The 23,684-nt window shown below is 65.1% G+C and carries 25 protein-coding genes and 3 tRNA genes; 9 read left to right on the forward strand and 19 right to left on the reverse strand.

The features are described 5' to 3' along the window. The first annotated feature begins 49 nt into the window (after positions 1 to 49). Positions 50 to 802, forward strand: a complete 753-nt coding sequence (locus tag HF680_RS03980; RefSeq protein ID WP_045811763.1) for a DUF1295 domain-containing protein — start codon at positions 50 to 52, stop codon at positions 800 to 802. A 7-nt stretch (positions 803 to 809) separates the two neighbouring features. Here HF680_RS03980 and trhO read toward each other — a convergent pair whose 3' ends face one another. The 9 genes from trhO to HF680_RS04025 form a co-directional block, all read right to left on the reverse strand. Beyond that, positions 810 to 1,772, reverse strand: coding sequence for an oxygen-dependent tRNA uridine(34) hydroxylase TrhO (gene trhO, locus HF680_RS03985; protein ID WP_185224123.1), 963 nt, complete (start codon positions 1,770 to 1,772; stop codon positions 810 to 812). A 27-nt stretch (positions 1,773 to 1,799) separates the two neighbouring features. Further along, positions 1,800 to 1,876, reverse strand: a tRNA-Arg gene (locus HF680_RS03990). A gap of 19 nt (positions 1,877 to 1,895) precedes the next feature. Beyond that, positions 1,896 to 2,258: an ETC complex I subunit gene (locus HF680_RS03995; RefSeq protein ID WP_082064508.1), complete on the reverse strand. Its 363-nt coding sequence runs from the start codon at positions 2,256 to 2,258 to the stop codon at positions 1,896 to 1,898. Positions 2,259 to 2,278: 20 nt separating this feature from the next. Next, a tRNA-Pro gene (locus HF680_RS04000) sits at positions 2,279 to 2,355 on the reverse strand. A gap of 45 nt (positions 2,356 to 2,400) precedes the next feature. Then, positions 2,401 to 2,880, reverse strand: a complete 480-nt coding sequence (locus tag HF680_RS04005) for a DUF192 domain-containing protein (protein ID WP_052689615.1) — start codon at positions 2,878 to 2,880, stop codon at positions 2,401 to 2,403. A gap of 21 nt (positions 2,881 to 2,901) precedes the next feature. Beyond that, the gene (locus HF680_RS04010) at positions 2,902 to 3,441 is read right to left on the reverse strand and encodes a cold-shock protein (RefSeq protein WP_045811719.1); all 540 of its coding nucleotides are present in this window, start codon (positions 3,439 to 3,441) and stop codon (positions 2,902 to 2,904) included. A 218-nt stretch (positions 3,442 to 3,659) separates the two neighbouring features. Then, positions 3,660 to 3,734, reverse strand: a tRNA-Glu gene (locus tag HF680_RS04015). Between the two features lie 78 nt (positions 3,735 to 3,812). Beyond that, complete coding sequence (gene recJ, locus HF680_RS04020) at positions 3,813 to 5,624, reverse strand: single-stranded-DNA-specific exonuclease RecJ (protein ID WP_045811720.1); 1,812 nt, start codon at positions 5,622 to 5,624, stop codon at positions 3,813 to 3,815. 39 nt (positions 5,625 to 5,663) lie between these two features. After that, positions 5,664 to 6,113, reverse strand: a complete 450-nt coding sequence (locus tag HF680_RS04025; RefSeq protein ID WP_045811721.1) for a hypothetical protein — start codon at positions 6,111 to 6,113, stop codon at positions 5,664 to 5,666. Positions 6,114 to 6,197: 84 nt separating this feature from the next. On the opposite strand from HF680_RS04025, the gene phaC reads away from it, so the two are divergent. Next, a complete protein-coding gene (phaC, locus tag HF680_RS04030; protein WP_156146848.1) occupies positions 6,198 to 8,138 on the forward strand; it encodes a class I poly(R)-hydroxyalkanoic acid synthase in 1,941 nt (646 codons plus the stop codon). Next, positions 8,135 to 8,512, forward strand: a complete 378-nt coding sequence (locus tag HF680_RS04035; RefSeq protein WP_045811722.1) for a hypothetical protein — start codon at positions 8,135 to 8,137, stop codon at positions 8,510 to 8,512. The genes phaC and HF680_RS04035 overlap by 4 nt, the downstream gene beginning before the upstream one ends. On the opposite strand, the gene msrB is transcribed toward HF680_RS04035, so the two are convergent. From msrB to rplM, 4 genes are all read right to left on the reverse strand, one after another. Continuing rightward, positions 8,509 to 9,012 (reverse strand): peptide-methionine (R)-S-oxide reductase MsrB, encoded by a 504-nt coding sequence (msrB, locus tag HF680_RS04040; RefSeq protein WP_045811723.1) that lies wholly within the window; start codon positions 9,010 to 9,012, stop codon positions 8,509 to 8,511. The two genes, HF680_RS04035 and msrB, sit on opposite strands and share 4 nt — an antisense overlap. Positions 9,013 to 9,051: 39 nt before the next feature. Further along, entirely contained in the window at positions 9,052 to 10,002 is a 951-nt protein-coding gene (gene argC / locus HF680_RS04045; protein WP_185224124.1) for an N-acetyl-gamma-glutamyl-phosphate reductase, read from the reverse strand. A gap of 102 nt (positions 10,003 to 10,104) precedes the next feature. Then, positions 10,105 to 10,599, reverse strand: coding sequence for a 30S ribosomal protein S9 (gene rpsI, locus HF680_RS04050; RefSeq protein ID WP_017503896.1), 495 nt, complete (start codon positions 10,597 to 10,599; stop codon positions 10,105 to 10,107). Positions 10,600 to 10,601: 2 nt separating this feature from the next. Next, positions 10,602 to 11,078 (reverse strand): 50S ribosomal protein L13, encoded by a 477-nt coding sequence (gene rplM, locus HF680_RS04055; protein WP_017503897.1) that lies wholly within the window; start codon positions 11,076 to 11,078, stop codon positions 10,602 to 10,604. 262 nt (positions 11,079 to 11,340) lie between these two features. On the opposite strand from rplM, the gene HF680_RS04060 reads away from it, so the two are divergent. Continuing rightward, positions 11,341 to 12,726 carry an alkaline phosphatase PhoX gene (locus HF680_RS04060; protein WP_185224125.1) on the forward strand — a complete coding sequence of 462 codons (1,386 nt, stop codon included), beginning with the start codon at positions 11,341 to 11,343 and terminating at the stop codon, positions 12,724 to 12,726. Here HF680_RS04060 and HF680_RS04065 read toward each other — a convergent pair. Further along, complete coding sequence (locus HF680_RS04065; RefSeq protein ID WP_045811726.1) at positions 12,695 to 13,795, reverse strand: COX15/CtaA family protein; 1,101 nt, start codon at positions 13,793 to 13,795, stop codon at positions 12,695 to 12,697. The two genes, HF680_RS04060 and HF680_RS04065, sit on opposite strands and share 32 nt — an antisense overlap. Positions 13,796 to 13,929: 134 nt before the next feature. Between HF680_RS04065 and HF680_RS04070 the strand changes: the two genes are divergently transcribed. The 4 genes from HF680_RS04070 to HF680_RS04085 all read left to right on the forward strand — a co-directional run bounded on the left by HF680_RS04070 (position 13,930) and on the right by HF680_RS04085 (position 17,657). Continuing rightward, positions 13,930 to 14,181 (forward strand): hypothetical protein, encoded by a 252-nt coding sequence (locus tag HF680_RS04070; protein ID WP_017503900.1) that lies wholly within the window; start codon positions 13,930 to 13,932, stop codon positions 14,179 to 14,181. Beyond that, positions 14,181 to 14,375, forward strand: coding sequence for a DUF2842 domain-containing protein (locus tag HF680_RS04075; protein ID WP_045811727.1), 195 nt, complete (start codon positions 14,181 to 14,183; stop codon positions 14,373 to 14,375). The genes HF680_RS04070 and HF680_RS04075 overlap by 1 nt, the downstream gene beginning before the upstream one ends. Positions 14,376 to 14,654: 279 nt before the next feature. Continuing rightward, a complete protein-coding gene (locus HF680_RS04080; protein WP_185224126.1) occupies positions 14,655 to 16,058 on the forward strand; it encodes a tyrosine-type recombinase/integrase in 1,404 nt (467 codons plus the stop codon). Between the two features lie 228 nt (positions 16,059 to 16,286). Continuing rightward, positions 16,287 to 17,657, forward strand: a complete 1,371-nt coding sequence (locus tag HF680_RS04085; RefSeq protein ID WP_185224127.1) for a hypothetical protein — start codon at positions 16,287 to 16,289, stop codon at positions 17,655 to 17,657. Between the two features lie 47 nt (positions 17,658 to 17,704). On the opposite strand, the gene HF680_RS04090 is transcribed toward HF680_RS04085, so the two are convergent. Together HF680_RS04090 and HF680_RS04095 are read right to left on the reverse strand one after the other, a co-directional pair. Beyond that, positions 17,705 to 20,167, reverse strand: coding sequence for an ATP-binding protein (locus HF680_RS04090; RefSeq protein WP_185224128.1), 2,463 nt, complete (start codon positions 20,165 to 20,167; stop codon positions 17,705 to 17,707). Beyond that, a complete protein-coding gene (locus HF680_RS04095; protein ID WP_156146849.1) occupies positions 20,164 to 20,367 on the reverse strand; it encodes a hypothetical protein in 204 nt (67 codons plus the stop codon). The genes HF680_RS04090 and HF680_RS04095 overlap by 4 nt, the downstream gene beginning before the upstream one ends. A gap of 250 nt (positions 20,368 to 20,617) precedes the next feature. Between HF680_RS04095 and HF680_RS04100 the strand changes: the two genes are divergently transcribed. Beyond that, entirely contained in the window at positions 20,618 to 21,304 is a 687-nt protein-coding gene (locus HF680_RS04100; protein ID WP_045811734.1) for a Fic family protein, read from the forward strand. 392 nt (positions 21,305 to 21,696) lie between these two features. Here HF680_RS04100 and HF680_RS04105 read toward each other — a convergent pair whose 3' ends face one another. The 3 genes from HF680_RS04105 to copM all read right to left on the reverse strand — a co-directional run bounded on the left by HF680_RS04105 (position 21,697) and on the right by copM (position 23,673). Next, positions 21,697 to 22,821, reverse strand: a complete 1,125-nt coding sequence (locus tag HF680_RS04105) for an acyltransferase family protein (protein ID WP_045811735.1) — start codon at positions 22,819 to 22,821, stop codon at positions 21,697 to 21,699. Further along, entirely contained in the window at positions 22,818 to 23,096 is a 279-nt protein-coding gene (locus HF680_RS04110) for a hypothetical protein (protein WP_156146850.1), read from the reverse strand. Before HF680_RS04110 ends, HF680_RS04105 begins: the two co-directional genes overlap by 4 nt. Before the next feature lie 151 nt (positions 23,097 to 23,247). Further along, complete coding sequence (copM, locus tag HF680_RS04115) at positions 23,248 to 23,673, reverse strand: CopM family metallochaperone (RefSeq protein ID WP_185224129.1); 426 nt, start codon at positions 23,671 to 23,673, stop codon at positions 23,248 to 23,250. Between the last annotated feature and the right edge of the window lie 11 nt (positions 23,674 to 23,684).

Raw genomic sequence — 23,684 nt, forward strand, 5'->3', positions numbered from 1 at the left:
GGCTCTTGCGACCATTTGGGGTGTCGCGGCCCTATTTCTCGTTGTTGTCATGTCTACGGCCTGGCTGGTTCAGAAACGAACCGGTCAGGGCGGTTGGGCGGACGCCTTCTGGTCGCTCGGACTGGGAGCAGCCGGCGTCGGCGTCGCGCTGTTTCCGATCGACGGCGCCACTCCGTCGTTGCGCCAGTATCTCGCAGCGCTGCTGATTGGCCTTTGGGGCTTGCGGCTAGGATCTCACATCGCTGTTCGCGCCGCCCACGAGGAGCGCGAAGACGCTCGCTACGCGCGTCTGCGAGAGGACTGGGGCGCCGGTTTTCAGGTGAAGATGTTCGGCTTCCTCATGTTGCAAGCCGGAGCCGCAGCCTTCCTGGCGCTAAGCGTGATGGCGGCGGCGCGCAACCCAGCGCCGGGCCTGACGCTCCAGGATGTCTTAGCGACACTAATCTTTGTCGGAGCCCTGATTGGCGAAGCTGTTTCCGATCGCCAACTGGCGGCCTTTAAACGTAATCCGGCCAACAGGGGCGGAGTCTGCGATATCGGTCTGTGGGCCTGGTCACGCCACCCAAACTACTTTTTCGAATGGGTGAGTTGGTGCGCCTGGCCTGTGTTCGCCATCAATCTGAGCGGTGAATGGCCTTGGGGTTGGCTGGCGCTGACAGGGCCAGCGTATATGTACTGGCTTTTGACCAAGGTGTCCGGCGTGCCCTTGCTGGAAGAGCATATGCGACAGTCGCGACCCAAGGCGTTCGAGGCCTATGCCGCCCGCACCAGCGCGTTCTTCCCTCGCCCGCCCCGGCGATGAGGCGATATTAGTCTTTCTGAGCTGACCCCAGATGCGTTTCGCCCCGCTCGCGGGCTATCTGCATCTGCCTGTGCCGCTCGGCATATCGCTGCCGCTGGACCGCGTCGCGGGCGTCGTGACAGCGCTCGCAGCACACGCCTTCGATATAGTGCGGCGAAGCCCGACCGGCCTCATCCACGGGCAGACGACATCCCCGGCACAAGGTGTGGGGACCTTGCCTCAGGCCGTGCCCGACCGAGACGCGTTCGTCAAAGACGAAACACTCTCCACGCCATAGGCTCTGATCCTCGCCTACAGTCTCAAGATACCGAAGGATGCCGCCTTCCAGATGGTGGACGTTCTCCACGCCCTCGGCCTTCAGGAAGGCGGTCGATTTTTCGCAGCGAATGCCGCCGGTGCAGTACATGGCCACGCGCTTGGCGCCGGTCTGCTCAATCAGGGCGCGACCTTCGCTGCGAAACCAGTCTGGGAAATCGCGAAAGCTTCGAGTATTCGGCTGGACGGCCCGTTCGAACGCGCCGATCTCGCCCTCATAGTCGTTGCGCGTATCGATTACCAAGGTCTCGGGATCGGCGATCAGGGCGTTCCAGTCCGTGGGCGCAACGTAGACGCCCGCCTGGTTCGCAGGGTCCAGATCCGGCTGTCCCATGGTGACGATCTCGCGTTTGACGCGCACCTTCATCCGGTGGAAAAGCAGGGCGTCGGTCCAGGCGTATTTGAGTTCGAGCGTCTCGAAGCCTCGCATGGCATGGATCGCGGACAGCACCGCTGCGATGGCCGCCTCTGATCCGGCGATGGTGCCGTTCAGACCTTCCGGCGCGACAAGCAGGGTCCCCCTCACCTGCCCAGCGTCGCAGACCGCCTGAAGCGTCTTGCGTACGGCGTCGGGGTCGGGGTCGGCAACCGGCGCGAACCGGTAGAGCGCGGCGACAAGGACGGCTTGGCTGGACGAGGCCTGATGCTCGGTCATGGATCAGCCCCTCGAAGGCGCCGGAGATGGCGCGCCCAGCAGGACTCGAACCTGCAACATCCCGCTTAGAAGGCGGGTGCTCTATCCGGTTGAGCTATGGGCGCTCTGGCAAGACGTTAGACGTCAGTGCGTCCAGGACTGCTTGCGGTTGGTAGCGAAATTGTCGGCATAGGCCTTGATGATCACTGGCGGATCGTTCGGCTCGTGCAAGCGGAAGGCGATGCCATGACGTTCGGCGTATTCGATCGCTTCTTCCTTCGATTCGAAGCTCAGCCGAACCTGGCCGTTCATGTCGGTGGAGCTGGTCCAGCCCATTAGCGGATCGATGGTGCGCGCCGACGCGGGTTCGAATTCCAGCCGCCAGTCGCGGCTCTTGGCCTTGCCCGACTGCATCGCAGTTTTGGCCGGGCGGTAGATGCGAGCCAACATGGCGAAATCCTCAGTGACGGCGTGGTCTGTGACCCTGCCATAACGCGCGCCGGACATATGATCCAGCGGCCTTCCGTTGGTCGGGGCGAGAGGATTCGAACCTCCGACCCTCTGGTCCCAAACCAGATGCGCTACCAGGCTGCGCTACACCCCGGACCGAACGGAGCGCTCTATTGGCACTTCGCGACGCGATCCGCAATCAAGGCTTGAAATAAGGATGTAAAACTTTGTCGCCGGGCTTGGCGTTGATTTCGGCCGCCCGCCCTGCCCGCAGTTCCAGGACGCCGTTGGCGGCGCCATTGGAAGGTATCGGCGCCTCGGAGAACGGCGTGGCGTGCGAAGCGATGGAGACGATCCGGCCCTGCGGATCGATATACAGAATGTCCAGCGAACTCGGCGTGTTGCGCATCCAGAAGCTTTGCTCGCGCGGCGCTTCTCCCGGCCATTGGAACAGCATGCCGCGGTCGGCCTCCAGCGGTGGACGGAACATCAGCCCCCGTTGACGTTCGGGCTCTTCGTCCGCGATCTCGACCCAGAACTGATGCTCGCCCGACGTGGTCACGACGGCCAACTTTTGCAGCGGCTCGCCATTGGGACCGACCGGCGCCTTGGCCGCGCATCCGGCAAGCGCGAGCATAATAAGCCCGGCCATCGCAAAACGTCTCGTCGCCTTGATCATACGCCTCTCCTGAGCGCTGGATCAGTCGCCCGTTCTGATGTCCGCCACCACCAGACCCTTGGGCCCGTTGGCGAATCGCACCCGCACCGCATCGCCCGGAATCAGATCATCCAGGCCGCAGCGACGTAGGGTTTCGATGTGGACGAAGATATCGCCCGGCTCGCGATCACGCACGACGAATCCGTAGCCCTTGGTGCGATTGAACCATTTGACCAGGGCGGTCTCCAGCTGTTCGTCACTTTCGGCGACCGGCCGCGGCGGCGGCGAAGTCACAGGTCGACGCACGGCCGGCGTCGCTTCGCCCTCGCCCAGGTCATGGATCTCGATCGTCTGCCAACCCTTGGCGCGCTTGACGCAGTCGCAGGTGATGGTCGCGCCTTCATCGGCCGCGTCACGGCCGAGATCGCGCAGGCTGCTGATATGCAGCAGGACGTCTCTTGTTTCGGTCAGGGTCGGATCGTCAGGGACGATGAACCCATAGCCCTTGACGGCGTCGAACCACTTCACGCGCCCAGTGACGCGAACGGTCTGCGCCGTTTCCGTCTCTCTAAAGTCAGACACTTAAAAACCCCCGCCCGCGCCTCCAGCGGACTCGTTTTATATTTAACACCGTTCCGCGAAATTTTGAAAAGCGGAAAATGCGCGTCTATGCAGAAGCTTGCGTGTGGGAGTGCAAACGCGCGTTACGGATGCCGGCGAATGAGCGCCTGTTTCGTCTGCAATTTTGTTTAGGCTGTTTGGCGGGAGCCTCAAAAGGCTCAACCATAGTCCTGCCCGCGTGGCAGTCCCTAGGGGAATCGAACCCCTCTTTTCAGGTTGAAAACCTGACGTCCTAACCGATAGACGAAGGGACCGCTGCGCGGGAGAGCCGGCGATATAGCCGCGCCCTCGGGGCGGTGCAAGCGTGGATTTTCAGTTTTTTGGAGAGGTCGTCAGATCATTCGAGGATCGGCGACATCCTCGATCTCGAACTGCACGCCCTTGCGGCCATTCCAGTCGTCAGCCTTCAGCCGGCCCACGACACTCAGCCCGCCCTGCCCCGACAGCAAGGCCTGGCCCGTCGGCAGATCGGCGCAGCGCCAGGCGATGGCCTTGACCGACGCGCCATCCGGGCCGACCAGCCGGCACCGCACGTGACCGCCATTCATGGCGACGGGTTCGCGGGCTTGAACCCCGCTTAGGGCGAAGCTGGGTTCCGGGTTGGCAGGGCCGAATGGGGCCAGACGCTCGAACGATTCGAACAGATCGCGCGTCGCCGCCGCAGGGTCGATCAGGGCGTCGATCTCAAGCACGTCCTGTGCGACAGCTTCGACCCTTTCGGTGGCGAGTCTCTCGTTCAGGAAGACGGTCAGCTCGGACACGCGCGCACCGTCCATCGTCAGGCCTGCCGCCATGGCATGACCGCCGCCAGCGAGCAGGATCCCGCTCTCCCATGCCGCCTGGATCGCGCGTCCCAGGTTCATGCCTGGCTGTGACCGGCCCGAGCCCTTCCCGAGACCGGTGACGGGATCGACGCCAATGACGATCACCGGCTTGCGCCAGCGCTCGCGCAAACGGCCGGCGACGATCCCGACGACGCCCGGATGCCAGTCCTCGCCCGCGACCACGACGACGGCGCTCTCGTCGGCATGGGCGCCGGTCGCCTCGACTCGACGAACGGCGGCGTCGGTGACGGCTCGCTCGACATCGCGCCGTGACACGTTCAGGGCATCGAGCTCGATCGCCAGGGCCTCGGCCTCGGCCGGATCATCCGTCGACAACAACCGCGCGCCGAGGTCGGAGCGACCGATGCGTCCTCCCGCATTGATGCGCGGTCCCAGGATGAAACCGGCATGATTGCTCTTGGCCGGTCCCGGTTCGGCGCCGGCCGCCGCCAACAGCGCGCGCAGACCCGGATTGCGCCAGTCGCTCATGACCTTCAGACCAAGGCCGGTCAGCGCGCGATTGAAGCCGGTTAGCCCGGTCACGTCGCAGATGGCGCCTAGGGCCGCCAGATCCAGCCACTGACGAATGTCCGGCTCGATCCTCTCGGCGAACAGGCCCCGACGCCGCCCCTCCCGGTTCAGCGCCGCCAGAAGCACGAACACGACGCCCGCCGCCGCCAGATTTCCCTGACCCGAATTGCAGCCCGGCCGGTTCGGGTTGACGACCGCCAACGCCGTCGGCGGCTCGCTGCGCATCAGGTGGTGATCGATCACGACAACGTTCAGGGCGATGGCGGCCGCATGGGCCAGGGCTTCGTTCGCCGCCGCCCCGCAATCCACCGTAATGACCAGGTCCGCGCCCGACGCCTTCAGCGTGTCGAAGGCCCTGGCGCTGGGGCCGTACCCTTCAGTCATCCGGTCCGGAACATAGATCGGAAGCGGATGGCCCATCGCCCGAAACCAACGCACCAGCAGCGCCGCGCTGGAGGCCCCGTCCACGTCATAGTCGGCGAACACATGAATGTTCGCCTTGGCCTGTAATGCGTTCAGGATCGCATCGGCGGCCGTATCCATGTCCATGAAGCTTGAAGGATCGGGAAACAGGGCGCGCAGGGTCGGGGTGAGGAAATCTTGGCCCTGGTCTGCGCGAACACCCCGCGAGGCCAGCGCTCGGGCCAGCAGCTCTTCCAGATTCAGGGTCTGCATGTGCGCGCGCGTGGTTGCGGCATCGGCCGGACGTTGACGCCAGGCGCGCCCGGACAGGGATCGAGACACGCCGAGGAATGCGTTCAGTGTCTTTGCGCCGCCGTCGTCTGCCATCAGCACATTATCGCGGGATTCTGCCTCCCGCGCGACCGGTCATCGCGTCGGGCGACGGTCGAGCGGCGGTGGAGCCTTGGCCCTGTCACGCAGACTTTGGGCGAAGGCCTCGATATCCGCCTGGGTTCGGACGGCGTCGGGCGACACCGGAACGGCGTTCACGGCCGCGCGTGTTTCGGCGGCGAGCGCCTCGGCGTCGCCGAGCGTCCAGTCGATTCGTGCGATCTCGCTGGTCAGCGTCGCGCTGTCGCCTTGGAGACGCTGCACATTCGACGCGACCTGAGTGACCGGCGGCAGATCGGTCGGCGCTGCCGGAAAGTCCTCCCAGCGCGGATAGCGCCGATTGGCGTCGACCAGTTCCTGGATACGTGGCGCAAGCGGCGAGACAGCCTCCGTCTTGGAGGCGGATGCGCCGACACAGCCGCTCAATGGCGTCGCGATCGCGGCTGCGGCGATCAGGATCATCTTTTTCGAGTGCGACGCGTTCATTTCCTTGATGGTCTTATGCCATCATCGCGGTGCGCGGAAGGGCGGATGAACCGCCCTCTGGCGCAGGAAGCGCGAAGGACGATCATGGCCAAGACTCCCAGAACGCCGACAGACGCCCCCGACCGCCCCGCACGCAAGGCCGGACGTCCGACGTCCGCCAAGCCCCGCCCGCCTCGCCAGCCCAAATCGAAAACTGCCGAAACGCGGGAAGCGGCCGCCGAAGCCCATTCCGAACCGACTCCTGAACCGACCGCAGCGACGCCCAACCAGGCCGAGTTGATCGAAACCCTGTCGATGAATCTGGCCAAGGCGGCCATGATGGCCCAAAGCGCGATCGCCGAGGCGGCGCTGACCCAGGCCGATCGGCCGGCCGCCCTTTCCGCCGATCCCTTCAACGTCGCGCCGGCCATGACGTCAGTCATGACCAGCCTAGCCGCCCAGCCCGACAAGATGATTCAGGCACAGGCTGACCTGTTTGGCCGCTATATGCAGCTCTGGTCATCGACGGCGCGTCAGGCGGCCGGCGAGGCGCCCGATCCCGCACCGGTCGACAAGCGGTTCAAGGACCCGGCCTGGTCCGAAAACCCGATGTTCGACATGATGCGGCGATCCTATCTGCTGACATCAGACTGGATGAACGGCCTGATCGCCGGGGTCGAGGACGTCGATCCGACGCTCAAACGTCGCGCCCAGTTCTTCACCCGCCTGCTGACCGACGCCTTTTCGCCGTCGAACTTCCTGGCCTCCAACCCCGTCGCGCTGAAAGCCTTGGCGGAGACCAGCGGCGAATCACTGGTGAAGGGCATGCAGAACTTCGCCGCCGATCTGGAACGTGGCGGGGGATCGCTGCGCATCAGTCAGGCCGACTATGGCAAGTTCGTCGTTGGCGAGAACGTCGCCACCGCGCCGGGCCAGGTCGTCAGGCGCGACGAGTTGTTCGAACTGATCCAGTACGCACCCTTAACTGAGAGCCAGCACGAAATCCCGCTGCTGATCTTCCCGCCCTGGATCAACAAATTCTACATCATGGACCTGCAGCCGGCGAACTCGCTGATCCGCTGGCTGTCGGCTCAGGGCTTTACGGTCTTCGTCTGTTCCTGGGTCAATCCGGACAGGGACAAGGCTGGCTTCGGCTTCGACGACTATCTGGAAAAGGGCATCTATCGCGCGGTCGAGAAAACGCTGGAGCAGGCGGAAACCAAGCAACTGAACGCCGTGGGCTATTGCATCGGCGGCACCCTGCTTGGCGCTGGCCTGGCCCATATGGCGGCCAAGGGCGACAAGCGCATCGCCGCCGCTACCTTCTTCGCCGCTCAGCATGACTTCGCCGAGGCCGGCGACCTGCTGCTGTTCACCGACGAACACTGGATCGCCGAGATCGAGCGTCAGATGGATGCGGCGGGCGGCGTCCTGCCGGGCGCAGCCATGGCCGAAACGTTCAACGCCCTGCGGTCCAACGACCTGATCTGGTCCTTCTTCATCAGCAACTATTTGCTGGGCAAGGATCCGCCCGCCTTCGACCTGCTGTTCTGGAACGCCGATCAGACCCGCATGCCCAAGACCCTGCATCTCGACTATCTGCGTCAGATGTATGGAGCCAATGCCTTGGCCAAGGGGCAGTTCGAGATCGGCGGCCTGACGGCGGACCTGTCGAAGGTCGAGATCCCGCTCTATTTCCAGGCCAGCCGCGAGGATCACATCGCGCCGATGAACTCCGTCTATCGGTCCGCCAAGCTGTTTGGCGGCAAGGATGTGACCTTCACCCTGGCCGGGTCAGGTCATATCGCCGGCGTCATCAACGCCCCGGCCGCAAAGAAGTATCAGCACTGGACCAACCCTGCCCTTCCCGCGACCTTGGCCGAATGGCAGGCGGAAGCCATCGAACATCCCGGCAGCTGGTGGGAGCATTGGTCGGCCTGGCTCGGCGCGCGATCCGGGAAGCAAATCCCCGCCCGCGACCCGGCCATGGGCCCGCTCAAGCCCATCGAGCCGGCGCCGGGCAGCTATGTGAAAGTGAAGTCTTGAACCGTCTCGAACCCAACGCCCTGCTCGCCGTCAGCACAGGCGTCGCCTTGATCCTGCTGATCATGACAGCCAGCCTGTTCGGAGAACCGGGCAACACGGTCAAATATGTGATCTCGGCCGTCATCTGCGCGGCCGCCTTCGTTCTGCTCAACGAACGAATGGCGCGCGCGATGAAACGTCCGGTCGCTCAGCCGCTGATCCACGTCAGCACGCCGGGCACGGCGGTCTGGGCCGGACTGTTTCCATTGATCGTCATCGCCATGGCCTGCGCGCCCGTTTTCTTCGCCGGTCACGACTATGGTCTGCTGGTGATCATCGCCTCGGTCATCTTCGGCCTGACCGTCGATTCAGCCGTGCGCGCCCTTCGCGCCTAGGCCGAGACGAACTTCAGCGCCACGCCGTTGTTGCAGTAGCGTAGCCCCGTCGGACGCGGACCATCGTCGAACACATGCCCTTGGTGTCCCAGGCAGCGGGCGCAATGATATTCGGTGCGTGGAATGCCGATGGCCAGGTCACGCTTCTTGCCGACATTGGCGGCGATCACGTCATAGAAGCTGGGCCAGCCGGTGTGGGAATCGAACTTCCACTGCGATCGGAACAGCGGCAGATCGCAGCCCTTGCAGACGAAGGTCCCGCGAGCGTGCTGATCGTTCAGCGGGCTGGAATAGGGACGCTCCGTCCCCTCGTGCCGCATGACGCGCCAGGAGGCGTCGCCCAAGCGTCGTCGCCAATCCGCATCGGACACCCGACGATAGGGCGAGGCTGCATATTGCCCCTCCCCGGCTTCGGACGTCTCAGGCGAACAGGCGGACAGGGCGAGCGCGCCGGCGCTCATCAGAAGGCCCCGGCGATTCAGAATCAGGGACTGGGTCATGTCCCTGATACGACGCACGCCGCCGAATGGTTTCAGACCTCAGATCAGACCGGTCGCTTCATCCAGGCCCAGCATGATGTTCAGGTTCTGCACCGCCGCGCCCGACGCACCCTTGCCCAGGTTGTCGAGCAAAGCGACCAGCCGCGCCTGCTCGCCGTTGCGATCGCCGAAGACATGCAGACGCAGGCGATTGGTGCCGTTCAGGCCTTCGGGCGCGATGCCGGTCATGGCCTCGGTCTCCTCCAGGTCGGCGACCTCGACGAACCGCTGGCCGTCATAGGCCTCGACCAAGGCGCCGTGCAGCCGTTCGACAGAAGGGGTTTCCGGCAGGGCCCCCAGATGCAGCGGAACCTCGACCAGCATGCCTTGGCGATAGTTTCCGACCGCCGGCGTGAACAGCACGTCTCGGCTCAGACCTGTGTGTTTTGTCATTTCAGGCACATGCTTGTGCCTCAGCGTCAGACCATAGGCGCGATAGGCGGTCGCGGCGCCCCCGCTGTCTTTTGCGGCCGCCTCGAACGCGGCGATCATGGCCTTGCCGCCGCCGGAATAGCCCGACACCGCATTGACCGTGACCGGATAGTTGGCGGGCACCAGACCCGCCTTCACCAGCGGCCGCACCAAGGCAATGAAACCCGTGGGATAACAGCCGGGGTTCGAAACGAACTGAGAGCGCGCGATCAACGCACGCTGCCCGGCATCCATTTCAGCAAAGCCATAGGCCCAGCCTGGCGCGACGCGATAGGCGGTCGAGGCGTCGATCACCTTGACCGACGGGTTCTCGATCATGGACACGGCTTCCCGCGCCGCATCGTCGGGCAGACACAGGATCACCGCGTCAGCGCCGTTCAGGGCCTCACGCCGCGCATCCGCATCCCGACGACGCTCGCCCAGCAACAGCAGTTCCAAATCCGGGCGCGCTTCCAGCCGCTCGCGGATTTCCAGCCCCGTGGTGCCGGCCTCGCCGTCGATGAAGATGGTGTGGGTCATTTGTCTCTCCCGTTCCTTCTCCGCTTAAGGGAGCAAAGGCGCAAGAAAAAGGGCGCTCCGGGTCTCCCCGAAGCGCCCCAAATCCAAACCGCGTAAACGCGATCAGCGCTTCGAGAACTGGAAGCTGCGGCGAGCTTTGGCGCGGCCGTACTTCTTGCGCTCGACGACGCGGCTGTCGCGGGTCAGGAAGCCATGCGGCTTCAGAACCTTGCGCAGTTCCGGTTCGAAGTGCGTCAGGGCGTGCGACAGGCCGTGACGAATGGCGCCGGCCTGGCCCGACAGGCCCGAACCTTCGACGGTGCAGATCACGTCATACTGCGTGGCGCGATCCGAGACGGTCAGCGGCTGAGCGATCATCATGCGCAGCACGGGACGAGCGAAATACTGCTCCTGGTCCTTGCCGTTGATGGTGATCTTGCCGGTGCCGGGCTTCACCCAGACGCGAGCGATGGCGTTCTTGCGCTTGCCGGTCGAATAGGCGCGGCCCTGGGCGTCCAGCTTCTGGACATAGACGGGCGCGTCGTTCTCGACCGAAGAGCTCAGGCCCTTCAGGGCGTCGAAGCCGGTGGCGGTTTCGGTGTTGGTCACGTCGGTCATGCTCAGACGCTCCGGGTGTTCTTGGGCGACGCCGACTTGAAGTCGATCGTTTCCGGTTGCTGGGCTTCGTGGTCGTGCGCGGCGCCGGCGAACAGGCGCAGGTGCGTCATCTGCTTGCGGGCCAAGGGGCTTTCCTTGGGCAGCATGCGCTCGACGGCCTTTTCAAGCACGCGTTCGGGGAAGCGGCCGCCCAGAACCTTCTCAGGCGTGGTCGACTTGACGCCGCCCGGGTGACCGGTGTGGCGATAGTAGATCTTGTCGGTGTTCTTCTTGCCAGTGAACACCACCTTGTCGACGTTGGTGACGACGACATAGTCGCCGCAATCGACGTGCGGGGTGTAGTCGCCGCGGTGCTTGCCGCGCAGACGGTTGGCGATGAAGGTCGCAAGGCGGCCCACCACGACGCCTTCGGCGTCGATGTGGATCCACTTCTTCTCGACCTCGGCCGGCTTCAACGAAGCCGTAGTGCTCTTCAGCATGAGGGGGTTCCTGGAGACGAAAATCGGGTCCGGCCCCCGAGGGAACCGAATGAAGGCGCGCTGATACAGGAGACGATTGGTCGCGTCAACGCACTAAACAACATCACATTTGCCACAACGCATTGTTTCAACTAAGTTTTTAAAATACGGTATTAAAATACCCGACGCGAAGAGGCTAGGCAGCGTTACGGCGTAACATAAAACGTCATCAAAGGATGATTATAGGCGGGCATCGCAAAGACGACAGCTCTGGAGTCCCTTCATGATCCTTCATCGTCGCGGTCTGATCGCCACGGGCGCAGCCGCCGCCTTCTCGGGACTGGCTCGTCATGCCGCCGCTCAGACGGCGGGTGAAGAGACCTACGTCAACGAGGTCCATGGCTACGGCCCGCTGCTGCGCGATCCCAATCGCTTGCTCGATCTGCCCGAAGGCTTTTCCTATCAGGTCGTGGCCCAGAGCGGAGACACGATGGATGACGGCTTGTTAGCTCCGGGTCAGCCTGACGGCATGGCTTGTTTCCCGCTGGAAGGGTCTCGCGTGGCCCTGGTCGTCAATCACGAGCTGAAAGGCTCCAGCGGCCTGCATCGCAACCTCGGCCCCGGCGGCCTTCGTGAGGAACGGCTTGACCTGCTGGACGCCACCAAGGGCTACGACACCTATAAGAATGGCCGCCCCCTGCCCGGCGGCTGTTCCACCATCGTCTATGATCTGGCGACCCGCCGGATGGTCAGCCGACATCTGACGCTGGCCGGCACCTCGACCAACTGCTGCGGCGGCCCGACGCCGTGGGGCAGTTGGCTGACCTGCGAGGAAACGCTGGAGACGCCGGCCGACGCCGATGTGACCAAGGCTCACGGATGGGTCTTCGAAGTGCCGGCGACCGCAACCGCCCTGGTCGATCCGGTGCCGCTCAAGGCCATGGGTCGCTTCGATCACGAGGCCGTCTGCGTCGATCCCCGCACCGGCGTCGTCTATCTGACCGAAGACGACAACGCCGGCCTCTTCTATCGCTTCATTCCCAATGCGCCCGGCAGGCTGAGAGAGGGCGGCCGGCTTCAGGCGATGGCCTGGAAGGGCGCGCCCTCGGCCGACACCCGCAATCAGGACGCTCGCACCTGGGCTGTCGGGGATTGGAGGGAGATCGAATGGATTGATCTGGACGACGTCGAATCTCCCAATGGCGACCTAGCCAAGCGCGGTCATGCGTCCGGCGCGGCCTGGGTGGCGCGGGGCGAAGGCGTCTGGTGGGGCGATGACGAACTGTATTTCACCGCAACCTCGGGCGGGCCAATCCGCCGCGGTCAGGTCATGCGGCTGGTCCCCGGTCTGAACGGCGCGGCGGACCGGCTGCAGTTGTTCGTGGAAAGCACGGACCCGAAGACGATGAATATGGCCGACAACATTACCGTCGCGCCCTGGGGACACTTGATCCTGTGCGAGGACAACTATTCCTCGGACGTCCGCAATCACCTGAAAGGCGTCACGCTAGAGGGCAAGGTCTATACGATCGGCCGCAATGTCTTCACCGGCAACTCCGAGTTCGCCGGCGCCTGCTTCTCGCCGGATGGCGAGGTGCTGTTCGTCAACATCATGTACCCCGGCATGACTCTGGCGATCAGAGGCCCATGGTCCTCGGTCCGGACATGAAGATGCGCGGCTGAGCCCGCAGCACCAACCATAGGTTCACGGTGGCCGTCGCCAGCACGATTGCGGCGCCCGCCTGGTGCAGCACGCCCAGCCACACCGGAACCGCGTGCACCAGGGTCACGATCCCCAGCAGAGCCTGGAACCAGATCACACCCGCAAGCGCAAAGGCGCCGAAGCCCATTCCCTCCGCCACGCGCCAGCGCCAGGCCTGGAAGGCATAAATGCTGACGGCGATCAGCAGGCCATAGGCGACCAGTCGGTGATTGAACTGCGTCAGCGCCTGATCATGCAGAAAGGCGACCGCGCCCAGGCTCCAGTCGGCCGGCGGCAAAACGGCGCCGTTCATCAGCGGCCAGTCGGTATAGACCAGCCCCGCATGACCGCCCGCAACCAGGGCGCCCAGCAGACATTGCAGGAAGACCGCGCCGAGCAGCAGGCCGGCGCCCCTCGCCCAACCCGACGGCGGCCGGCCGTGATCCTCGCCGTTCCAGGCCTCCAGCCCCGTCCAGATCAGGGCGGCGAACAGCACGAACGCCAGACCCAGATGTGTGGCCAGACGCTCCGGCGCGACGCTGACACGCTCGGACAGGCCGCTAGACACCATCCACCATCCGATCAGCCCCTGAAGGCCGCCCAAGGCCAGGAGCAGGACACAGCGCCAGATCAGGCGATTGGGCATCGCCCACTGGTGGAATACCGACCGGGCCGGCCCAAGACGGCACAGCAGGAAGACGATCAGCGGCAGGGCGAACACCATACCCACCAGACGCCCGATCAGCCGGTGCAGCCACTCCCACCAGAAGATGCCCTGAAACTCGCCCAGGCTCATGCCGGCGTTGACCTGCGCGTACTGCGGGATCTGCTTGTACTTCTGGAAGGCCTCGGCCCACTGGGCGTCGTTCAGAGGCGGAATCGCGCCCATGATGGGCTTCCACTCCGTGATCGACAGGCCCGAGCCCGTCAGCCGCGTGATGCCGCCGATCACGACCATCAGGAAGACGACGGCGGCCGTAGTGAAGAGCCACACGGCGACGGCGCGGTTACGATCTGGATTTCCGAAACGGTTCATTCGACGCCTGACACTGACCCGGATATGGTGTCGCGTCGAACGAAGACCAGACGCGACCGGTGCGGTATGCCCGCCCCAAGCGACAAGATCGAGTCGGATTGAGTTAACGGCGCTGTTGCCGCAGGAGATCAGGGTTGCAATACGCCGATATCGCCGCCGCCGTCGCAGGCGGCCTGCTGCTGGCCTGGATCGCGGACCTTCTGACGGGCCGGCGCGGCTTTGGCGGCACAAGCCTTGTGTCCGGGATCGGCCTGGCCTGCGGATGGTTTCTGGCGGTGCGGGTCTTCGCGGTCAGCACGATGGACAGCTGGGTCTGGGTGCCGTGGGCGCTCGTCGGATCGGGCATCTGTCTCGTGGCCTTCTTCCTGTTCCGGAACAAGCGCTGATGCCGCCGCGTCTGCGTCGCTTCGTCGCCGCGATCGGCGTGCTGCTCTTTCTCGTTTTCTGGGTTTGGGGCCTGATCGCCCTGCGCGGACTGCTGCCGCCGTCGCAGTGGATCGACTTCCTGTTCTTCGGCATCGGCGGGACCGCCTGGGGCCTGCCGCTCATCCCGCTGCTGCGATGGGCCGAGCGCGGCTGAGCGCCGAACCTGCCTCCAGATACGGCGATGGGGCCGCCCGCAAGGACGACCCCACCATCATCATTCTTTTTCAAGAATGGTCGGAGCGACAGGATTCGAACCTGCGACCCCTTGACCCCCAGCGGCCTCCAATGCCTTTTCAGGACTGTTCAGGACTGTGCTAATGCACTGTGTTTAGAAAGTTTTTGAATTCACCCCTCTTCGTCGCTATGCTTCGAGTTGCTGCAATTTGCTCCCCATTTGCTCCCCAAAATCGGGGCGCTTCGGACGAGGATTCAGATGGGCGCGACACGACTGACAGACCGGAGCGTCGCGGCGCTCAGACCGACTGACGAACATCGTCTCGAGCTCTGGGATGCGGACCTGAAGGGTCTCTACCTGCGGGTTTCGGGGCACTCGAAAGTCTGGGGCTTTCGTTATCGGCGTCCGGATGGAAGTCAGCCGAGAGTTCGGCTCGGTCGCTATGTTCCGCCGGATCAAGCCCTGGGCGACGCCGCCGCGCTGACGGTCGCGGGGGCCCGCGCGAAGGCGAGGAAACTTCAAACCGAGATCGACGCCGGCCGCGATCCAGCGACCGAAATTCAGGTCATCAAGGCCGAAGCCAAGGCTCAGACGCTGAGGACGTTCGACGACATGGCCGAGGGCTACTTCAGGGCTACCGAGACCGGAGAGTATCGCCCGAGCAAAAAGCGCAAGCGCGCGCCCACCATCCTTTCCGAACGGAACCTCTACCGGAAGCATCTCCGCCAGATCGCGGGTTTGCGCATCGAAGCGGTGACCAAGGACGTGGTGCGCAAACGTCTTCGGGAGATCCTGCAAGAGGGCAAGGGAGTTACGTCCAATCGCGCCCGGAGCCTGATCAGCCAGATTTTCGCGTGGGGAATCTCCGAAGATCGGGTTCTCAGGAACCCCGCCCAGCAGCTCGACGATCTCGCGGAGGAAACCCCGCGGACGCGCGTCCTCAACGATGTCGAGTTGCGAGCGCTCTGGCGGGCCCTCGAAGACACGTCCGGTTACCGACGTCCGCTGCCGAAAGGCCGGGACGAGGCGCTAATGGTGGGGCGTCCGATCCGGATCGCGATCCAGCTGGCGGCCCTACTTCTGCAGCGACGCGCGGAGGTCGCGGAGATGCGAGTCGCCGAACTCGATTTCGCCGAGAAGACATGGACGATCCCCGCCGGCCGCACCAAGGCCGGACGCACCACCGTCGTTCCCTTGGGCGCGTTTTCGATCGTCCTGATCAAGGAAGCCCTGGCGCTTCGGCCAAAGCCGTCGGAGGGCGCGGAGCCGTCGCCGTTTGTCTTCGTCGGGCGCGGCGAGGCGCCGGGCGCCATTCATCCCTCGGCGATCAGCCACGCCATGCGCGACATCAGGGCCGCGATCGATATTCCGGACATCACGGTCCACGACCTGCGCCGCAGCGGAGCGACCAGGCTGGCGCGAGCCAGGACAAGCCCCTTCATTCTGTCCAAGCTTCTCAACCATGCGAACGAGCTAGGCGGCGGATCGTCCATCACCATGTCGGTCTATGTCCAGCACGACTATCTTGAGGAGAAGCGGGAGGCGATCGAATGCCTGGAGCGCTTGATCCTCGCGGCGGTTCGTCCCGGCACTGAACTCCAGCCGCCCCCTCCCCCCGCCTTGCCGGCTCCACCCAGATTGCTATTCCACGAGCCCGCTTGACGGTCGGGAGGTCAGAAAGACAATCCCCTCACCATAGGCCCTCGCTGCGGGTTTGGCCAATGTCAGATGCTTGCACTCCCCGCTCTCCCTCCACCCTCGCGCAGCGCATTCGAACGCGACAGGTGAAGCTCGCCATGGCCCACACCTGGGCAATGACTGAGCGCCGGCTTACGTCCCGCAAGGGGCATGGCTAAGGTCGGCGTTCCTTTTACTATCCGGTGCGATCCCGTGGATTCCAGTTTCGTAGACCTCGACATCCTGCTGACCAAGGTCCGCAACCCGCAATCCCGCACCTACTTCCTGGACGCCGTGCGGGCCTACAAGGCCGGGGCGCTGCGCGCCTCGCTCACGGCCGCCTGGGTCGCTATCGCCTATGATCTGATCGCCAAATATCGCGAGCTCAGCGCCATGGGCGATGCCGCGGCGACGGCCTTCCTACAGTCGTGGGACAATGCGACGGCCATCCGCGACATCCGGCAACTGCTTCAGCTAGAGGGCCGCATTCTCGAAGACGCCGCAGACAACACCCAGGCGATCAGCCAGATCGCGGGCCGGCAGCTCGAACGCCTGCGCGAGGATCGTCACCTCTGCGCCCATCCGGCCTTCTCCGCCGAAGCCCTCCTATTCGAACCGACCCCCGAACTGGTTCGGATGCATCTCGTCAACGCCGTCGACCTGGTTCTCGGTCAGGAAGCCCTCCAGGGCCGCGCCATCTTCGAGGTCTTCGACGCCGACGTCCAATCGTCCGGCTTCCCGACCGATCCCGCGCGGATCCTCGACTATGTCGAGCAGCGCTACCTCGCGCGGGTCCGGCCGCAGGCGATCCGCAACTTCGGCACCGTGCTGGCGAAGTCTCTGCTGAAGGGCGTTCCTGCCCATCTCGACGTCGTCCGCCCCAAGGTCGAAGCCGCGCTGGTCGCGGTTCGCGACCGGGCGGCTGCAGCCTGGCCTGACGTGGTGGCCAGCATCGTGCGTCTGCTCGACGCGCTCGACCCGGCCGACCGCGCGCGCGCCATCGCCTTCGTCGCAGCCTTCCCCGACTTCTGGCACCTCGTGCAGGAGCCGACCCGGACCTCCCTGCAGGAGACGGTCAACAACGCCGACGGCGCCACTCTGACGGACTACCTCCTCCTAAAGGGCGTCGCCTTCGCGCCATTCAGGGCGCCGATCCTCGCCCTTATCGCCGGGTTAGACCGCGAGCCTCTGGCTCAGGCGATCGCCGCCGCGCCCCTGCCGGAGCTTTGGCCCCATGCGGTTGAGCTCTACGCCCAGTCCGGAAGCTTCCGCGGCTCCGAAGCCAATTTCGACGCGTACATCACGCCCTACACGGGCCGGCTCGACACGGCGGCCCTCGATCAACTGCTCGACGCCGTCGCCGCCACCGGCCAGAACTACGCGGCGTCCGGCACCAGCGCGCTGCTCCTGAGCCTGGTTCGGAACGCGGGCGGCGGACGCCTGCCCTCGCCGGACGCCCGCAATCGCTTCTATCAGATGCTCCTACGGTCACTTCGGCGCGAGGCTTTCGGCGAAGTGGTCGCCCTGTTCGAAGCCGACGGCTGGACGCCCCCTCCGCGGGAACGCGAGGACGAAGACGACTGACGTCTTGGCGACGCCGGGGACTGAGCAGGGACCAGCGCGAATGCGGCCTACGCGGCGACTTTCGGTTTCGACATGAAGGCGAACTTGACCTTGCCGCACATGCACTGGAGGTACTCACGTCGGCCACGTCCCGGACTTACCTCGATCAGGACGCCGCAATGGTCACAGTTGAAGAGCACGAACAGCGCCTGAAACGCGTCGATGACCGCGATCATCTCCGCCTTCTGCAGGTCAGCCCATGCATTGTAGTGGACGGCCGGATTGATCTGCCATTGTTCGACCTTGGCGTCGGTCACGGCCTGGGCGAAGGCCGTTTCGCTCGCCTTCACCGCCGCCAACCGCTCCGTATCCGACCAGCTTTCCGCCGCCAGACGCGCGTCTTTGAGAAGAGACTTCATCTGTCCGATGGCCGGATCCAGCAGGTCGCCCAGGTCATGATGTCCATCGATGCTGAACTCGACCTTGGCGCGCAGCGCCTGGCAGGCTTCCGCGGATAGGTGCTCCAAAGATCGACGCAGAGCGCCAGCCGCGCCTGCGACATCGTCATTTCGCGCCTTCTCGCGCATTTCGTCCCACACGTCGCCCTTGCTCCAGGTCGTGGGACCTTCCTCCACCGTCCATTTGCGGAACTGGACCGTGTCCTTTGGGGCCACGAGGCCCGTGGTGCTCATGAACTTCAGCCAGGCGCGGTCGTGGGTGGTGAGAACGAACTGCGTGTCCGGGAACTCCGCCTTCAGCAGCTTCGACACCTCGCGCCGATGACCGGCGTCCACTGACATCAGCACGTCGTCAAGGACCGCGAAGGTGAAGCCCGTTCCCAGGAGATACCGCATCAGGGCGAGGTAGAGACACAGGCCCATGCTGTCCTGGTGTCCCTCGCTATGGTAGGCGCCCGGCGGAAAGAAGCCCCGTCCGTAGAAGTCCACCCCGAAGCCGAGCTTTCCCAGGGAGGGTTTCAGTTTGGCCTCGAAGTTCCCCTCGTCATCGGCGTTGATGCGGCGGTAGAGCTCGGCGAAATGACCTTGAACATCTTCGTAGACCTTCTCCAGCGCCGCGGTGGAGGTCGCAGAGTACAGGTCGAAGACCTTCTTCGCCCTGTCGGCGCGGGCGTTCGCCGTCCGGGCGGCCGCGCTGGCTGTCCGCAACGCCTCAAGGCGCAACTGACCCGTGATGAGGTAATCGCGCGCGGCGTCCTGGTCCGAAGGCTCCGGCAGTCCGCCGATGGCTCCCGAAAGCCGGGTCAACAGATCGACCAAACCTGCGGAGGGCGTCAGCTCGTCAAGCCGGGCCAGCGTCTTGTCGAGCGGCAGAAGCGCCGCAAGCGCAGCGCCGGCATCGACCAGAGCCTTGCCATGGTCGGCGATCTGATCGAGTTCATGGGCTTCGAGAAGCGACTTGCCTGTGAGGTAGACCGGCCGGGTCAAAGCCGCTTCCGCTTCGAGCGCGTCTCGAACCCCCATCAGCTTGTCTTCGGCCGCCGCGCGCAGGACCTTGACCGCCTCCAGTTTCGCCCGCTTGGCCTGAATGATCGCGGTGAGCTCGTCCAGGGTCTTGGGCGTGTCGCAGACGGGACAGACTTCACCCTCATAGAGATCGAGAGCCGTCTTGAGAAAATCGTCGCGCACGACGTCCTTCAGCAAAGATTCGTCAGCGATTAGCCGCTCGACCGCCGTCCTCGCCGCCGCGACCTGGGCGCGGACGTCTTCCCCCGATCGCCGATCGACTGAGTCCCGCAGCGCGGCGAGATCAGCGGCGGCGACCGCCTTGTTGACCGCGGCGACCGGGCCGCCCGCTTGTGAGCTCAACCCATCGCGTAGCGACCCCTCGGGCCCCAGCGTCGAAAGACCCTCCAGTCCAAGCACCCTCCGGCGCCGGTTGGCGGCTTCGAGGATTTCCGGTGCGGTCGCGTCAGCGATATCCATCGCGCGTACAAACTCAGCCTTCGCCGCATCACGGGTCGCGGCCGCGGCCTTCGCAGCGGCCTGACTGGCGTTAGAGATGCGCTGCAGCCGCGTTCTCAGGACTTCGAGGTCGTCCAGTTTGAGGAGAGCCTGGACGTCCTTGGCGCGTTGACCCGGCTCGGTCAGGACAAAGCGAATGATCTCCCGGCGAGACAGGGCGATCTCCGGATGGGCCTCCAGCTGGCGGAACACCGCCTGCACCTCCGGGCTGTCAGGATGGGCCTGAAGCACGGCGGGCGCCTTCACCGATCGCCGAACCTGGACGGATCGCCTGAGCGACGGGATCCACACTGTCGCTTCGACGAACGCCTTCTCCGGTTCCGTCTTCCTATCGACGTGAGGGCCATGATCCTTGATGGACAGGTCGCCGCGGCCTTTCCCGGTCAGGCGCGAGATTGTGCCCGTCAGAACGAACTCCAAGGCGTCCACGACGCCGCTCTTGCCGGTGCCGTTGGAGCCGCAGACGGCGAAGTTCCGCCGCTGAAGATTAAGCGACAGGCTGCGGATGCCGCGGAACTCCGCGATCGTGAGGCTCTCGACCTGGATCATGCCGGATCGCCTCCGAAGAGCGCCTGACTGATCGCGGCCTCGCTGAGATCCTTCTTCGTGATGAGCGTATCGACCAACCGCTGTGCGGTGTCAGCCAGCCCCTCTTCGGATTCAACAGCGGTCGTGAACGCCGTCAATACACGGTCGAGCACGGACAGGTCCGTGGCCGGTTCGTTCGATTGAGCGTCTTGGTCTGTCATGGTCGCCTCCCCGGTCAGGAGCCTAGAGCAACTGCGCGGCACAACCAACACGATTGACCGAGACGACTTTCCCGCTTGCTGGCGGGTAAGCCAAGCCCGCCGGCCCAATCCGTGATAAAGCCGATCAGCGCCCTGTCGCGCTCGCCATCCGCGCGCCTGCCAGGCTATCGGACTCCCGACTATTTCATTTCGACGCCGGAGCGTCGGCGCCGCTCGAGCAGACGGCTAGAGCCGCAGGTGAGGACAGTCGATGACGCTCCAACATCCCGAATGGCATCCACAGCGCCATCCCGAGTTCGACGACCGAATGGCCGTCGAAAGCGCGACGCTTCTCCAAAAGCTGCGAACGGACCCCGTCTATCGGAGGGCCTGCCTGGACGATCCGCGCGGTCTTCATCGAGACCTCTACTCCGCCTTCGTCCCGCCAGCCCATCCGGAATACGCCGGCGGCTATCGCGGCGTCCCCGGCACATCCCTCGCGCTGCGTGTCATGGGCGGTCCGAGCGTCATCGTCGAGGGTCAGACGTTCACCTTCATGGACCCGCCGGACGTCCCTTCGGCCATGCAAAGCCTCGTCGGGACCGTGCGCTTGCGGATCGACACCCTCGTCGAGCCGTGGGACCAGTTGGTGACGCTCTCTTATCTCTTCAGCCAGTTCGGCTTCATCCATCCCTTCCTGGATGGAAACGGGCATGTGCAACGGTCGCTCTTCGCGGCCGCGGCGGTGGAGATGAACCTGCCGCTCTCCAACCGGTTCGCGATCCATCCACGACCGTACGACTTCCTGCTGGCCCACACGCTTGAAAACTACAGTCGCCGCCCCGCCCAGCGACCGCAGTGGTTGAGCGCCGTGGCGGAGTATCTGGTTCAGTGGCTTGAGGGACCGTTCGACGCCCCGGGCATGGGCATGGCGCCTCTTGACCGGGAGGGTGGCTAACGGCGGGGATGGGCGCGCCAGCCCCCGCGCGGAGACCGGGCCCGACGTTCGATCCTCTGGCCGTGCGATAGGCCGGGATATCCAGAAGATGGGCGTCGCCGTAGGTTCGAGCGCCCGCGACGATCACCACGCCGTCGCCGAACTCGATCACGCAGTTCGATCCCTGCGGCGGATCGTCAATCACCGAGACAACCGCGCCCGGGTAGGGATGGCTCCTGGAGAAACGAAAGCGCATGCGCCGTCTGCGCCCGCCGCGTCGTGCGGTTCCCGAGCCCTGAACGTCGGGATATGGACGCGCGCTGGCGGCCTGAGCCCGACGATTGACCGATCAGGCATCCGATCGGCCAACAGCCGAGCCGCACCCGGTTGCACAGGGTTCGGTGATGCGCCCTTCAAGCCACCGGGCGGTCAGAACTCACGCCCGGCTGCGCCGGTGGTCGCCGCGGCGGATTGAGCCAGGCTTGCACCGGGCCGTCGAAACCGTATCGGAACACCGCCGCCGCCGCAAAGGCGGAGGCCAGACCCAGCCCCCAGACGCCCCAGCGAACGGTCGCCGGCCAGGCCGCCTGGCCAAGGGCGTCGAACGCGCCAAACCAGACGATCCGGGTCACTTCGTTGGTCAGGAACATAGCGAAGGACATAAGACCAAGCTGCTCGATCAGCCGTGACGGACGCGCCACGGGCAGGGCTCCGGCGGCCCAGATCATGACGGTGAGCAGGAGAAGCGAAATCAGGGCGAGATCGGACACGGCCTGGGCCGCGATCAGACCCGCGAAGGCGGCGAGCCCCATCCATGCCGCACGGACCGGCGGGACCCAGACGCGCGCGCCTAGGATCGCAGCCGCGACGCCCAGCAGGAACAGGGGCAGCGCCCGGATGAATCCGTGACGGAGCGGAAGCCGGTAGAGGGGGTCGCCCAACCATGCCCGGCTCGCACCATCCGCCACCAGAAGCAGCATTACGACGCCTGCAACCACGAGCCAAGGGCGCAGGCGCCAGAGCGCCCTGCAGATCCAGGGCAGGGCCAGGTAGCAGCCCAGCAGCGCCGATAGCGTCCAGGTCGGGGCGTTCCAGCCCTGCCCGCCCGGGACGCCGTAGGCCTGGACGAGGAAGACCTGGGCCGGAAGCTCGGGCCAGGCGAACCATTGCGGGTTGCTCGGACGGATTCCGACGGCGGCGGCGGTCGCGACGAGCAGCGCGAGCGCGGCGATGACGACGAGATGAGAGGGCGCGACGCGAAGAAGCCGTTGGCGCACATACAGGGAGAGCGAGAGGGTGCGATTGGCGAAGCCCTCCCCGTAGATGCGCGCGAGGACGTACCCCGAGTCGATGATGAAGAAGTTCGTCAACAGGTAGCCCCGGTCGAAGACGGGATGAACCTCGCCGAGCGCGACCGGGGCGGCCTCGCGGAAATGGTAAAGGACGATCAGGGCGGCCGCCACGAAACGCAGAATGTCGAGCCATCCCCCGCGCGTGATCCGGACGGGAACCCGCGCAGTGGCCTCTAGGGCCGTCATCGGCCGGGCCTGACGGAAGCGGCGGCGTCTGGGACGGCGTGCCTGTGGGGCGGCGCGAGATTGATCTGATCGCGTCCGACGTACAAGGCGGCGGTCCCGAGAACGCACACCAGCGCCAGGATCGCGGCCAACAGCCGGCCGGCCGGGTCCTTGGCCGCCATCCGGAAGGTCAAGGCGGTCAAAAGAAGCATCAGCCCGCCGAAGGCGCCGTACAGGGGAAACCGGTAAGTCGTCGCCATGGGCGCCGCCACGCAGAAGACGACGAAGGCGGCCACCAGGCCGGCCCCGACCGCGATCAGGGTGTCTCGGACCGGCCGAAACGGCGCCGGCGGACGGGGGCGCCGGGACCTACCGCGGGCGCGGTATTTGCCGGGACGCCAGCGGGGCGCCCGGCTGTGGATCGTGGACCGCTTTGAGCCCATCGGCCTAGTTCGACCGGCTCTCGCGGGTGGCCAGCCACACCCGCATGCGGACGATCTCCGCCTCCTGGGTCCGGATGACCTCTTGGGCGAGGCTGCGTACCTCCGGATCAGAGCCGTGCTCGAGCGCGATCCTGGCCATGGCGACCGCGCCCTCGTGGTGGGCGATCATGCCCCGCATGAAGTCGACGTCGGCGTCGCCGCTGTACTCGATCTCCATGGCCGAATGCATCCGGGCGTTCGCCTCCTTGTAGGACCGCGTCGCCGGGCTGTCGGCCGCCGCGTCGCTGTGGCCGGCGTGTTGATCGATCGGCCGGGCATCGACCGCCGGGGTCGCGGACGGTCTCGCGGCCTGGCGGGACAATACGCCGAAGCCGAACACCGAGACGAGAAGGAAGAGCGCGATCACGCTGACCCATCCGATGCGTTTCATAGGGGTTCTCC

The sequence above is a fragment of the Brevundimonas huaxiensis genome (assembly GCF_014218725.1).
GTDB classification, from domain to species: Bacteria; Pseudomonadota; Alphaproteobacteria; order Caulobacterales; family Caulobacteraceae; genus Brevundimonas; species Brevundimonas huaxiensis.

What these genes read in the sequence shown, in the direction of transcription:
- HF680_RS03980 (WP_045811763.1), top strand. Translation starts at nt 50, where the DNA reads ATGTCTACGGCCTGGCTGGTTCAGAAACGAACCGGTCAGGGCGGTTGG.
- trhO (WP_185224123.1), bottom strand. Translation starts at nt 1,772, where the DNA reads ATGACCGAGCATCAGGCCTCGTCCAGCCAAGCCGTCCTTGTCGCCGCG.
- HF680_RS03995 (WP_082064508.1), bottom strand. Translation starts at nt 2,258, where the DNA reads ATGTCCGGCGCGCGTTATGGCAGGGTCACAGACCACGCCGTCACTGAG.
- HF680_RS04005 (WP_052689615.1), bottom strand. Translation starts at nt 2,880, where the DNA reads ATGATCAAGGCGACGAGACGTTTTGCGATGGCCGGGCTTATTATGCTC.
- recJ (WP_045811720.1), bottom strand. Translation starts at nt 5,624, where the DNA reads ATGGCAGACGACGGCGGCGCAAAGACACTGAACGCATTCCTCGGCGTG.
- HF680_RS04025 (WP_045811721.1), bottom strand. Translation starts at nt 6,113, where the DNA reads ATGAACGCGTCGCACTCGAAAAAGATGATCCTGATCGCCGCAGCCGCG.
- phaC (WP_156146848.1), top strand. Translation starts at nt 6,198, where the DNA reads ATGGCCAAGACTCCCAGAACGCCGACAGACGCCCCCGACCGCCCCGCA.
- msrB (WP_045811723.1), bottom strand. Translation starts at nt 9,012, where the DNA reads ATGACCCAGTCCCTGATTCTGAATCGCCGGGGCCTTCTGATGAGCGCC.
- argC (WP_185224124.1), bottom strand. Translation starts at nt 10,002, where the DNA reads ATGACCCACACCATCTTCATCGACGGCGAGGCCGGCACCACGGGGCTG.
- rpsI (WP_017503896.1), bottom strand. Translation starts at nt 10,599, where the DNA reads ATGACCGACGTGACCAACACCGAAACCGCCACCGGCTTCGACGCCCTG.
- rplM (WP_017503897.1), bottom strand. Translation starts at nt 11,078, where the DNA reads ATGCTGAAGAGCACTACGGCTTCGTTGAAGCCGGCCGAGGTCGAGAAG.
- HF680_RS04060 (WP_185224125.1), top strand. Translation starts at nt 11,341, where the DNA reads ATGATCCTTCATCGTCGCGGTCTGATCGCCACGGGCGCAGCCGCCGCC.
- HF680_RS04065 (WP_045811726.1), bottom strand. Translation starts at nt 13,795, where the DNA reads ATGAACCGTTTCGGAAATCCAGATCGTAACCGCGCCGTCGCCGTGTGG.
- HF680_RS04075 (WP_045811727.1), top strand. Translation starts at nt 14,181, where the DNA reads ATGCCGCCGCGTCTGCGTCGCTTCGTCGCCGCGATCGGCGTGCTGCTC.
- HF680_RS04080 (WP_185224126.1), top strand. Translation starts at nt 14,655, where the DNA reads ATGGGCGCGACACGACTGACAGACCGGAGCGTCGCGGCGCTCAGACCG.
- HF680_RS04090 (WP_185224128.1), bottom strand. Translation starts at nt 20,167, where the DNA reads ATGATCCAGGTCGAGAGCCTCACGATCGCGGAGTTCCGCGGCATCCGC.
- HF680_RS04095 (WP_156146849.1), bottom strand. Translation starts at nt 20,367, where the DNA reads ATGACAGACCAAGACGCTCAATCGAACGAACCGGCCACGGACCTGTCC.
- HF680_RS04100 (WP_045811734.1), top strand. Translation starts at nt 20,618, where the DNA reads ATGACGCTCCAACATCCCGAATGGCATCCACAGCGCCATCCCGAGTTC.
- HF680_RS04105 (WP_045811735.1), bottom strand. Translation starts at nt 22,821, where the DNA reads ATGACGGCCCTAGAGGCCACTGCGCGGGTTCCCGTCCGGATCACGCGC.
- copM (WP_185224129.1), bottom strand. Translation starts at nt 23,673, where the DNA reads ATGAAACGCATCGGATGGGTCAGCGTGATCGCGCTCTTCCTTCTCGTC.